Genomic DNA, 11911 nt, shown 5'->3' with positions numbered 1-11911 from the left:
TCCTCTTCGAACTATGGGTGTGATTCATCGCTATCCTGATAGGTATGCAGGAATCGGATTGATTTCGTTAAAATTCGTATGAGTGCCTGTGCATCATCCGTACCTAGATGTTCATGCAGCTGCTGAAAACGATTAAACAGCTCTTGCTCTCTCGCTGCCACAAAATCAAATCCCTTTTTCGTAGGGGCTACGAGAATGGAGCGTCGATCCTTAGGTCCTACGGTACGGGTTATGTAGCCTTGCTGTTCGAGTGATTGAATCACATGGGTCACAGCTGCAGACGTTATTTTCAACTGCTTGCCTAGCTCAGAAACTCTGATGCCGTTCGTGCCAGGTGGACTGACGTAGGTCAAGTGAACTAGCAAATTCAGTTCGCTCTGACGGAGGTCTTTCGAAGGACTGAAAACATGTCCGATCCGCTTTAGCTGACCAAATACGAGAGCAAGCTCTTTCGTTGTCTGATCAATAGTAACATCCGAGTTTGAGTTTGTATGGTCTGTACTCATCCGTTTAGACTCCCATTCTTTGATGGTATCAATCGATTATTTACGAAATGAAAAGACATTGTCAAGAATGAGAGTCCACTTACCACTCGAAAAACACCGTATGCCAAGGTTTGACCCACCGGCATACGGTGTTTTTCCCACCGGCTCTATTCTGGGCAGCAGAACTGCATCTTGCTAAACGATCTGCGCAATTCGATCACCTTTGACTTAACCACCTCGGGCTTTTCCCTGCCGGACAACACACTAACAATGAGTTCTGCAATCATGTCCATCTCTTGTTCCTTCATACCAAAGCGAGTGACTTCTGTCGTCCCGATACGCAGACCGCTTGGAAAGTCCCAATCCTCTGGTCCATCGCCTGGAATTAAATTTTTGTTCGTGATGATGTTCGCTTCTGCCAATCGCTTACCTACCTCGTACCCACCGCCAAACTCTTTTACGTCCAGAATGACTTGGTGTGTACGTGTATAGCCTTTATGGGCGCAAAGAACTCGAATACCCCGTTCATCGAATGCTTTTCCCAGCGCTTGCGCATTCGTCACAATTTGCGCCATGTATTCTTTGCCAAACGCCAAAAACTCTGCCGCCGCCGCAGCCAGTGCCGCTACCCGGTTGACTTGATGTGTCGCGGCAAGGGCTGGGAAAATGGCATCTGTAATCGGTATCGAAAGTTCCGGGTCATTCCAGACGATAATGCCGCTTTGCGGACCGCTAAATGTTTTGCCAGCCGAGCCAGTCATCACACATGCCCCTTCTCGTAGCGGGTCTTGAAATTGACCACCACCGATCAACCCCAACTGGTGTGCACCATCAAAATAAATGCGCCCGCCCCATTCCTTCACGATCTCAGCCATTTCCTTCAAAGGAAATGGGAATAAGGTCATGGACGCGCCGAGGGTAACGAGCTTTGGTCTAACTTGCCGTGCGACTTTCGCGAATTCGTCCAAATCAACGGTAAGCTCAGCGGGGTCCATTGGCACATCCACAATTTGCAAACCGCGAATGCCAGCAGGCCCGTCCACCCGATTGCTGGAATGCCCCCCAAACGGTTGCGCAATCGTCATAATCGTATCGCCCGGTTGTGTTAACGCCGCATAGACTGTCATGTTCCCGATCATGCTCGCTACCAATCGATGGTCAGCAAAATTGGCGTGGAATACTTTTTTCAATAGCTCCACACATAGCGCTTCGATTTCGTCGATATATTTTGTGCCAGCGAACCATCTCTGCGTGCTGCCAATATGTCCTTCCGCAGCGCGAGTACCAACCTCAGAAGCGAGCAGTTGACGTACGATGGGCGTGGTAGGAGCTTCTGGTGCGAGCAAATTCAGGCATTCCTCGCCGCGCCAAATCGCATTGCGGTTGACAGCATTCACGATCTCTTGCTGAATCAGACGGTGGGACGGACTCTCTTCGATAATGGATCGTGCCCATTGAAGAACACGCGAATCATGTACTTCTCCCTTCATTTCAACCGTACTCATGCCATTACCCCCTATTCATCATTAGAATGGTCCGTAAGCAATCTGCCAAGGTTGATCCAGTTTTCTTCCATTAAAGAAGAGGCAAGCTGACTGTTGTTGTCTCGAATCGCTTCGATGATTCTGCGATGCTGTTCTACTGATTCCACCCCTTCTAAGGAACCAAACCGAGCAAATTCCAAACGCCGAATTTTCGGTACAACTCGCTCAAGAGCCAGGTAGATTTCACGATTCCCAGCAGCTTCGAGGATCACGTCGTGAAAGCCATCATCTGCTTCAAGCGCTTTGATCACATCTTGCTGTTCGAGTGCGACCTGCAGCTTTTCATTCCATTGCTCCAAACTACAGATGACCTCTGTTTCAAATGGCATCGCCAATCGTGTTGCCAACCCGTGCAAGGCCGCAACAACCGGAAAAGCGTGCTTCGCCTCCTTTTCGAGTAAGGGTGTCACCCGTGTGAGAGAGCCGGGAACGGATTCAATAAGCCCTTCGTCCTCCAGCCGTTTGAGCGCTTCTCTCACAGGTGTTCGACTCACGCCAAATAAAGCCGCCAGCTCGTTGTCGTTGACTCGTTGTCCTGGCTTTAGCTCCAGCATGATGATCGCTTTCTTCAAGCCTTGGTATACCTGTTCGCGTAATGTGGGGCGTTCGATCTGTTTGATTAGGTTCATGTCCATAAAACCAATATATTGGTTTTATTTATTTCTGTCAATTTAAAATATTTTGATATATCAAAGCGGTGGTTTGGATGGTATGTGTTTTGGGCTTTTCAGTAATACCATAGGTCATAGGTACAGAAAAAAAGAGGCTACCCCACCTGTATCCTTTACGAATGGGATAGCCTCTTCATTATCAATCAAAACTCTCTGTTTCTGCCGGAGGGCTACAATACTCCCGAACAATCTGCTCCTTCATCTCTTCAACCGGAAACCCTTCCGGATAAGTCGTCATCATCAGCATTGCGCCTTGGAGCGCCGATGAAAAATAGAGCGATCTCAATCTGGGCTGCTTTACTCCTAATTGTTTGAAGATCTGGCACTGGACTTCAAACTGCCTGCTTGACTCCTCATTTAATTGCTCTCTGTAAGAAGCAAGAACACGATCATCTTCGGGCTGCGTCTGCAAATTCAAGTAAAAACGATAAACATCCGGTCGCTGGTATACGTTATCAAGCGCACCGTTGACAATATGGCGCAGCTGTTCGCTCGGCGTTGCAAGCTGAGTCGCAGCCTCCATCACTTCTTTTACTTCCTCGATCCGTACCTGAACCATCGCGGCGAGAAGCTCTTCTTTGCCTTTGTAATAATTGTAAAGCAGTCCCTTCGATATCTGGGCCTGTTTGGCTACATCGTCGATTGAGGTCGCGTGGTAGCCTTTTTTTATGAATAGCGTCATCGCGGCTGCATGGATTTTGTCTTTTGCAGCTTGGCGAATGCGTTCATTTTCAGCTGGAGTACGCGGCACGGTTTACATCAATCCTCCAAAAATCCAATGATAGCGCGAGCGATTTCTTCCGGATGCGTCAACGTTGGTTTATGATCGGCACCCGTAATCTCGATAACCCTATGCTCTGGCAAGACTTGTTGAAAATGTTCGGCGATACGTTGTAGATCAGGCGCATCTTCCTTGCCGAGGAGAAAGCATGTTTTATGAGCCAAATCTCCCAGACGCTCAATCGCAGGTGGTTGCGGCCATACGGACTCCCAGGTGGCCCACTCGAACATTTTCGCTATATTATGCTTCGTCATCTCTACCATGAGGTCCTTCTCGGGACTTGCCATCACGACGCGGTACGAGCAGGAGGACAGAGAAAGCTCCAACATACGGTCAACATCCGGTGCTGCCGCTTGAATTGTTTGCATCCATTCTGTGAAAGGCTTGCTGAACGTATAGCCTGACAAATCCGGAGCGATCAACACGAGCTTGCTCACTCGCTGCGGATAAGCCAAAGCAAACTCAGTTGCAATTCGTCCACCTATCGAATGCCCCACGAGTGTGGCTTCATCCAGCCGAAAATGGTCCATGACGGAAAGCAAATCATCGACGTAGTTCGGTGTCTCTGTTGGAGACGGCGATTTCCCGCAGCCGCGTCCGTCAAAAGCGATGACCTGAAAATGCTTCGCCAGAATCGGCGCGACAAACACCCAATCCCGCAAATCAGCACCGCCACTGTGCAACAAAATGACTGGTTTTCCTTCCCCTGAAACCTCATAGTACAAATCCATCGGTGATCCCTCCGTGAATTGTAGATTTGGTATTTGGTATATGACCCCAGTTTATTATTGAATGAACGTTTAGTCAATAAAAAACATGTATTCCCCATACAAAGCAAAAAGCCCTAATCAACCTGATCAGGACTTACCTCTATACGTTAGAATCTGCCAATCACGACTCCGACTGTATGCGCTTCGCCTCTGCATACAGCACTTGAATGAACTTTTTCATATTGATCCGAATATCTGAACTCGGCGATGTAGCATTGCTTTTCAATTCCGCCATCTTCTTCCACACATACGTAAAATCAAAAAACTGCGAAGCGTAATTCTCGAACTTCCAATTCGAGAGGTCCGCAAGCCCAAGAGACGCCAAATGATTCAGCGACTGATAAATCGCTCGACGTACTCTCTGCTCAGAAGCTTTGACAACCTTAGCGATTTGTGGATCATCCGGAGCTACTCCTAGCCTGTCCTGAGCTACTGCCACAAAGATCTCTTTTAACGCAGGAAATCCATTTTTAAACGTGTGCGTCTGTTCGTATCCATGCAAGAAGTCCAAAATATCTAGCAAGTCATTACTACCATTGTCCCCCGCGATGCCCAATTCTGTTAATAGAAATTGCCCCGCCTCGCGAAGTGGTTTACCCTGTGACGGACGATGTTGTCCGGAAGGTGGCTGGTCCACTTGCATGACGGCATTCAGCGATTTGTGAATGTCCCGTATCGAACGCTCGAGGCGAATTTTCTCGATCACTTTTTGGAGGATCGTTACGACTTCGATTTTGTTTACAGGCTTGATAATGTAGTATTCGCTTCCAAGGGCGTAAGCTTGGGCAATCAAATCTTTCGTTTCTGCCTGTGAGATCATAACGATCTTTCCTGAGAACGTCGGCTTTACTTGGCGAATCGTTTCGATCCCATCCCGGTCGGGCATGAACAGGTCGATCAGCAAAATATCTACGTTGCGTGCGGTTAACGTATGACCGTCTACCATCGAACCGTCAGATGCTTCCCCCACGACTTCGCCCAGATTCTCGTCTTCTATAATTTCCGTCAGCATAAGGCGAACAGCATCATCGTCATCCACTAAATAAAACAGCATCTTCTCACTCTTTCTTCGTTATCGGATCAATTGGTATTCGCATGAGAAATGTCGTCCCCTTCCCATCTACTCCATCCTGTAGGGAGATTTCCCCTTGCCATTGTTCTACCAATTGTTGTACATAAGACAGTCCGATCCCTGTAGAGGGGTTGCCGGTTTGATCGTATTTCGTAGTAAAGCCAGGCTTGAATAATAAAGCTTTTCTCCGTGGAGGTACTCCCGGCCCGTCATCGTTGATTTTGATTTCCACATGATCCCCAATCCGATCAATTTCAATGGAAATGGCTCCTGTTTGCTGGATAGCTTCCACTGCATTTGCCACCAGATTATTGATCAGGGAAAGCATCATGAAAACATGGTAGAGCGGATGTGTCCCCGTAATGGAAGCTGTTATCTGTATGTCCTTCTCCAACAAAGTCGCATACTTCATATTGCTTCGTCTGATAATGTCCACGAGCTGATGGATGTCCATGTAATCCGTAAGGCTTTCATCGGAAATCAGCTTGTGCAGCCCTGCAAAAATGCGTTGATTATCCTTTTTAATCTCGTGAACCTCGCCTGCAACAATCAAGGCTTTCTTGGCAAAGCTCTCTACATTCGTGACCACCTGTTCCTTATGGAGCTCCTGCAAGCCTTGGTATAGCTCGAAAGACTTCATACTAATACTCTCGGCATTTTGCAATGTTTTTTTCAAATGAATCGATTCCTCATACAAGTTTGATATCAGCATCAGGATGTGTTCGTTCTGTTTTCTTGTCTGTTGCTCGCGCGACTGTGCTTCGTACAGCTTCATCATGTTGAGAAAACTGATCACGATAAAGCTGTGGGACAGAGCGATGACGAGCATTTCTTGCACCGCTCCCCATGTGAGGACGGTATCCAGCAGTACATGTTGCGAGAGAAACTCAATGAGGTCAGCCAATACCTCGATGACCATTCCCATTAATCCAACCAAAATCGTCCTGTTGTGAAAATGACGTACTCCGGTTAAGTAAAACAGAACACAATAAGCGAAATAAAAGAAAAAGCTAGAATAATGCGCTTGGAGAGAAGCCTCCCATGCTGTATGATTCCCGGCGATGAGGTCCATCACAACCCGGAAGCATACGACCGTAATCCCCGTCAAAAAGCCAGCGAGAACAGATGGAATTCGTTGAAACAATAATAAAAAGAAGAAAAAGGTAGGAGCTCCAAAGCTAATTCGAAAAGTCTCATTGACGGGATAAAATTTCAACTCCCCTGCCAATGGCACCGTAATCAGCATGAGCACCAATATATACCAATCTCGTTTTACTTGTGTCTGAACACGCACGCCTTTCACTTCCCATGTTGTTTCTTGATGCCCTTATCTATTTTTACCGAGGATACGCATATCGGACAAGTAAAAAAAAATGTGAAACTCTCATGAAACAATCTGTGAGTTTTTGTTTTATTTTGTAGGGTGGTTGTAAAGTGATCATTATATGTATTTTCGCGAAGCATGGAAGCGCTTTCTCATCCACTTCGCGTAAGAGCAGTGTATTCGATTTTTGGGGGGACAGGCGTTGATTCAACAGGTTTTACTCGTGGATGAATTAGAGCAATGGGTGGAACAATATCGTTCCAAGGCATCAGAAGGAAAATGTGCCAGTTATATCCCTGCCTTGTACAGAACGGATCCGAATCAGTTAGGGATTTGTATCATCGAGCCTACAGGAAAAATGCACACCGCGGGTGACTGGGAAGTTCCTTTTACGATGCAAAGTATTTCCAAAGTCATCAGTTTTATTGCTGTTTGCTGCTACCATGGCATCCCTTACGTGTTGGATCGGGTGGATGTAGAACCGACTGGAGATGCATTCAACTCCATTATCCGACTGGAAATGAACAAGCCAGGTAAGCCTTTTAATCCGATGATCAATGCGGGAGCAATTACGACCTCTTCACTCCTCCCTGGTCAATCACCGGATCATAAGCTGCGCTACTTGTATGCATTTTTCAGTAAAATCACAGGTGTCACGCCAATGGTGAACGAGGAAGTGTTTCTTTCCGAATGGGAAAACTCTCACAGAAACCGGGCACTCGCCCATTATTTAAAGGATACAGGCTATCTGGCCTGCGAAGTAGAAGAGGCTTTGGAGGTTTATCTGACGCAATGCTCGATTGAAGTAACTACCGAGCAAATCGCCTTGATTGGTCTCCTGTTGGCACTCGACGGCTTCCATCCTCTGCGCAACGAACAAGTTCTCCCGAAAGATGTCGTCCGTTTAGCCAAAGCACTGATGCTCACCTGCGGCATGTACGATGCATCGGGCAAATTTGCGGCGAATGTTGGCTTGCCAGCAAAAAGTGGCGTATCAGGCGGTATCATGACGCTGGTTCCTCCTAACCGCAAACCACATTCACCGTTTCAAGATGGCTGTGGAATCGGTATTTTCGGACCTTCCATTGACGGTTGTGGAAATAGTGTAGCGGGCGTTTCTTTGTTAAAACATATGGCTCACGAATGGGATGTAACAATTTTTTAGAGAATACTAAGGAAACATTCATAACAAACTCCGAGGTGACACGATGCAACAATTCCTACTGGATGTAACAACTTCTATAAACGATTTTTTGTGGTCCTATATTATCATTATCATGCTCATCGCGTTAGGCTTGTTCTTTACCTACCGGGGTAAATTTTTGCAAGTACGTATGTTGCCGGAAATGATCCGTTCCATTAAAGAAGGACGAGCGAAAGACGACGGTGGCATCTCCCCTTTTCAAGCTTTCGCTATTAGTATGGCCGCGCGTGTCGGCACAGGGAACATTACAGGAATTGCCATTGCCATTGCTCTAGGTGGTCCTGGCGCCGTATTCTGGATGTGGGTCATCGCGATTATCGGTTCGGCATCCAGTTTTGTTGAGAGTACGCTCGCTCAGATTTATAAAATCAAGGATAAGAGCGGTTTTCGTGGCGGTCCGGCTTACTACATGGAAAAAGGCCTGAACAAACGTTGGATGGGCGCGCTGTTTGCTGTCCTCATCACCCTTTCGTTTGGTCTCGTATTTAACGCAGTGCAATCCAACACGATCACGATTGCTTTTGAAAATTCGTTTGGGACAGATCGTTTGATACTGGGTATCATCATGACGATCGCATTTGCAGCGATCATTTTCGGCGGCGTAAAGCGCATTGCGAAAATGTCTGAGTACATTGTAATTGTATTGGCTGTATTGTACATCGGGATGGCGCTGTTTATCGTGTTGATGAACATCACCGAGATGCCTGCACTGATCGCGTTGATTGTGAAAAACGCGTTCGGCTTCGAACAAATCGCAGGTGGTTCTCTGGGTGCAGCGCTCATGCACGGCATCAAGCGAGGATTGTTCTCGAACGAAGCAGGTATGGGTAGTGCGCCGAATGCTGCGGCAACGGCAACGACAAGCCATCCAGTGAAGCAAGGTCTGATTCAGGCATTCGGTGTTCTATTCGATACCCTCGTGATCTGTACAAGCACAGCTTTCATCATTTTGCTGTCCGGCGCGTACACGCAACAAGGATTGAGTGGCATTGAGCTGTCCCAAGCAGCACTGAGCATTCATATTGGTTCTTGGGCGTCCGGCTTCCTTGCCATTATGGTATTCCTGTTCGCCTTCAGTACATTGATTGGTAACTACTACTACGGCGAGACCAACATCGAGTTTTTGAAAACAAGCAAAGCTTGGCTATTGCTGTATCGTTTGAGTGTACTCGCTATGGTGTTGTTCGGATCAGTGGCAAAGGTACAGCTCGTATGGGATTTGGCCGATTTGTTCATGGGCTTGATGGTCATTGTCAACCTGATTGCAATTGCCATGTTGTCAAAAGTCGCCTATGCTGCGCTACATGATTATTTGAAACAGAAAAAGGCAGGAAAAGACCCTGTGTTCTACAAGGACAGTATTGAAGGTCTCAATAATATTGAAGCCTGGGATAATGCTACGCCTTCCTCCAACAAATAACGCAACGAATAAAAACGAGAAGCCTGTGTAGTAGCGGCTTCTCGTTTTTCATTTACAATCGTGGATCGATCTCTTTTTCCTTCGCCACTTCAAAGAGCATCGTTGCGACTACTTTTTGATACTCCGTATTTTCTGGAGAAATATCGGCGAATTTGAAACCAAGCATCCGCTCACCCAGCCTATGCTCCTGCATGGAAGTCTTGAGTTTTTGCGTAATATTTTTCTGATGGAAAAGCTTGCGGTATTTGTGTGGGAATCGGTAGTCGTAGCCATAAATAATCGACAAGTACTCCGGATTGCGTACCTTCATGGCAGGAACGACCTTCTGATTGATCAGCTCTGGCTTGATCACGACGCCTTCCATCTTGTTTTCCATTGTAATCGTGGAAAAGTAACGAGCCGCTTCTTCATACGCATTCGGCTCAGACAAATCGATAGTGAGAAAATGATCGTCATTGACAAAGCGATACATATCGGATGTTTTCCAATCGGGCAATTGCTCGTCCCCATTCAAATAGACGGTCTTTAGAATCGTAAAAGGCTTGTAGGCAAGCTCCCCTTCTCCTGCATAGAGCTCCATCTGTTTTTGGTAAATGTGATAGGCCTCCAAATGCTCGGCGACAGAAACGTAGCTCTCTTTGATTTCTCGCACATACTTATAGTTTTGATACAAGCTCGCGCCGAATTTTTCCGTGAGTGCACTCTTGGATAGATGGAACTGGTCTTTTTCGAATCCGCTCTCGTCATAGCTGTGAATGAGTTGCTGAAGCGCCTCTTCAAAACCGTTTTCCTGCAAAAATGCAAATTCACTCCGCAACGCGGATTCAATTGGTTTGAACTGCTTTTCGATCAAGCCCTTCCCAATTGCACTCCACGGCAACAATTCACCATCCAGGATGAGCATCGCAATTTCATTTTGCTCCATGTACGTGCGGAACCTTGCATATAGACTGTCATAAATCGGTGTCAAATCAACCTGATTGATGGCATAACCGTTTCTGCTGATCGCAAAGCATTTGTCGCGCTCATGATGGAGATAGAGATTGCATCGCGAACCCATGTATTTTGGCTGCAACACGACTTGATGAACGCCTCGACTCGCAAAATAGTCTAGCCCCGCCTTCAACGACTCCAATTCCTGAGTCGCCGCATTCGTATCCGCGGGAGGCATCGTTCCAGAAATAAAATTGACCTTGTTTTGCGAGCAGTAACGGAGTCGACGAAGTTCTTCCTCTTCCAAATCTCCTATGGATACTTGTTTTTCAGCGTGGAACAAGATCGGCAACTCCTCAGTCATCACCCGATGCTCAGACTGAAACGATTTGAAAAACGGCTTGTGTGCGATCACGACAGAGGTCAAAGCATTTCCGTGCACACATCCGGTATCGAGATGAAGCTTGTTTTTCAAGCGAAACGCTTTTTGAGCCGCAATATGCCCAAAAATATGGTAGGGATGGTTACTTACTGCTTCAACCGTCAAAAATGCGAGTTGCTCTTCCAATGAAGCTGTTCGGTCTATCCGAAAATTGCGTTGGCGTCGCATCGAATTCGCATCAAGCTTTCCGATATACTTCTTTTTGCAGGGCGCGTGTGTGACATAATAGGACGGGCCAGTCAGTGCGTTCGATCGATAAAACGGCTGAGCGAGCGTATACAGGTGATTGAACCTCTCAGTTAATTCGGCGTCTTTTTCCAGGACGTGTATGGAATCAAAATAAGTATCCAGTAGCTGTGGGTCTACCCCTTTTAGTTCCTTGCGCAGGTACTTGTAGACAAAATTTTCGTGATTCCCGAGAACAAACAAGAAATACTCTTGATTCGTATATAAAAACTCGATGATCTCCCTCGTTTGCGCTCCTTTGTCGATCCAGTCTCCTGCTATGATGATTTTGGTATGCTGCACCTTGTCAGTCGAGATGAGACGATTGTCCCCCAGCTTGAATCCGTAGGTTTGCAGAAGACCTTTTAACTCATGGACGCATTCGTGAACGTCTCCGATGATGATGTATGTTTGATCTTTGGGAAGGATCGTAGCCAGATAGGCATCCTTATTTTCGATCACGACCTCATATAGAGGATTTGCCATCCCATCAGCTATTGCATAAAAATCTTTGTGCCGTATCCTGTGAATGTTGTGGTACCCTTCTTTGGACAATGCCCGGAGCACTTCTTGCTTTAGACGGAGAATATGGTTGGTAATCAGTTTTTTCGACCGTTCAGATGCGTAGTAATCTTCCCGATTGCGATAATCAAAGAGGATCACTTCCAAGCGGTAATTGTTCTCGGCTGCAATGTCGCGGACTTTCGAGCGGAAGTCTTCCGCTAGCCCTGTTGTATCGACAACCACGAATTCGGCGTTGATCGGAAACGAAGTCACCAAGCGCAGCTTTTCAAACAGGAGCTGAAAAGCCTGCTCACTAGCCTCCAGCATCACCTGATCATACTTGTCGTAATCATAGCCCAGCAATTCCTGGCGAATGCTGTCCGAGGAAATGTATTGGACATTTGCTTTTACGTTTTTTTGTTCATCTTCGAATGAAAGATTTGGCATGAGTACTTCCTTGGCAAAAGTCGTTTTCCCACATTCGGTGGGACCGACGAGCATGAAAATCGTATGAACCTGTGTCTGTAACAGCATCG

10 protein-coding genes are annotated in these 11911 nt (G+C 46.7%); 2 read left to right on the top strand and 8 right to left on the bottom strand.

Annotation, left to right across the window (positions count from 1 at the left end; translation table 11 throughout):
- Window positions 1–11: 11 nt before the first annotated feature.
- The 7 genes from FO446_RS14200 to FO446_RS14170 form a co-directional block, all read right to left on the bottom strand.
- Entirely contained in the window at window positions 12–506 is a 495-nt protein-coding gene (locus FO446_RS14200; protein ID WP_173609281.1) for a MarR family winged helix-turn-helix transcriptional regulator, read from the bottom strand.
- A gap of 146 nt (window positions 507–652) precedes the next feature.
- Window positions 653–1990 carry a serine hydroxymethyltransferase gene (gene glyA / locus FO446_RS14195; protein ID WP_173609282.1) on the bottom strand — a complete coding sequence of 446 codons (1338 nt, stop codon included), beginning with the start codon at window positions 1988–1990 and terminating at the stop codon, window positions 653–655.
- 11 nt (window positions 1991–2001) lie between these two features.
- Window positions 2002–2664 carry a GntR family transcriptional regulator gene (locus tag FO446_RS14190; RefSeq protein WP_173609283.1) on the bottom strand — a complete coding sequence of 221 codons (663 nt, stop codon included), beginning with the start codon at window positions 2662–2664 and terminating at the stop codon, window positions 2002–2004.
- 175 nt (window positions 2665–2839) lie between these two features.
- On the bottom strand, window positions 2840–3451 hold the full coding sequence (locus FO446_RS14185) for a TetR/AcrR family transcriptional regulator (protein WP_173609284.1): 612 nt from the start codon (window positions 3449–3451) through the stop codon (window positions 2840–2842).
- Between the two features lie 8 nt (window positions 3452–3459).
- The gene (locus FO446_RS14180) at window positions 3460–4212 is read right to left on the bottom strand and encodes an alpha/beta fold hydrolase (protein ID WP_237900921.1); all 753 of its coding nucleotides are present in this window, start codon (window positions 4210–4212) and stop codon (window positions 3460–3462) included.
- Between the two features lie 160 nt (window positions 4213–4372).
- Window positions 4373–5305 carry a response regulator gene (locus FO446_RS14175; protein ID WP_173609286.1) on the bottom strand — a complete coding sequence of 311 codons (933 nt, stop codon included), beginning with the start codon at window positions 5303–5305 and terminating at the stop codon, window positions 4373–4375.
- 4 nt (window positions 5306–5309) lie between these two features.
- On the bottom strand, window positions 5310–6569 hold the full coding sequence (locus FO446_RS14170) for an ATP-binding protein (RefSeq protein ID WP_237901062.1): 1260 nt from the start codon (window positions 6567–6569) through the stop codon (window positions 5310–5312).
- Window positions 6570–6834: 265 nt separating this feature from the next.
- Here FO446_RS14170 and FO446_RS14165 point away from each other — a divergent pair, with 265 nt between their 5' ends.
- Together FO446_RS14165 and FO446_RS14160 are read left to right on the top strand one after the other, a co-directional pair.
- Window positions 6835–7812: a glutaminase gene (locus FO446_RS14165; protein WP_173609287.1), complete on the top strand. Its 978-nt coding sequence runs from the start codon at window positions 6835–6837 to the stop codon at window positions 7810–7812.
- A gap of 43 nt (window positions 7813–7855) precedes the next feature.
- Window positions 7856–9271 carry an alanine/glycine:cation symporter family protein gene (locus FO446_RS14160; RefSeq protein ID WP_173609288.1) on the top strand — a complete coding sequence of 472 codons (1416 nt, stop codon included), beginning with the start codon at window positions 7856–7858 and terminating at the stop codon, window positions 9269–9271.
- A gap of 52 nt (window positions 9272–9323) precedes the next feature.
- On the opposite strand, the gene FO446_RS14155 is transcribed toward FO446_RS14160, so the two are convergent.
- Window positions 9324–11909 carry a metallophosphoesterase gene (locus tag FO446_RS14155; protein WP_237900920.1) on the bottom strand — a complete coding sequence of 862 codons (2586 nt, stop codon included), beginning with the start codon at window positions 11907–11909 and terminating at the stop codon, window positions 9324–9326.
- Between the last annotated feature and the right edge of the window lie 2 nt (window positions 11910–11911).

The sequence above is a fragment of the Brevibacillus brevis genome (assembly GCF_022026395.1).
Classification (GTDB): domain Bacteria; phylum Bacillota; class Bacilli; order Brevibacillales; family Brevibacillaceae; genus Brevibacillus.
Note: the sequence above shows the minus strand (reverse complement) of the source record. Positions and strands in the feature narration are given on the sequence as shown.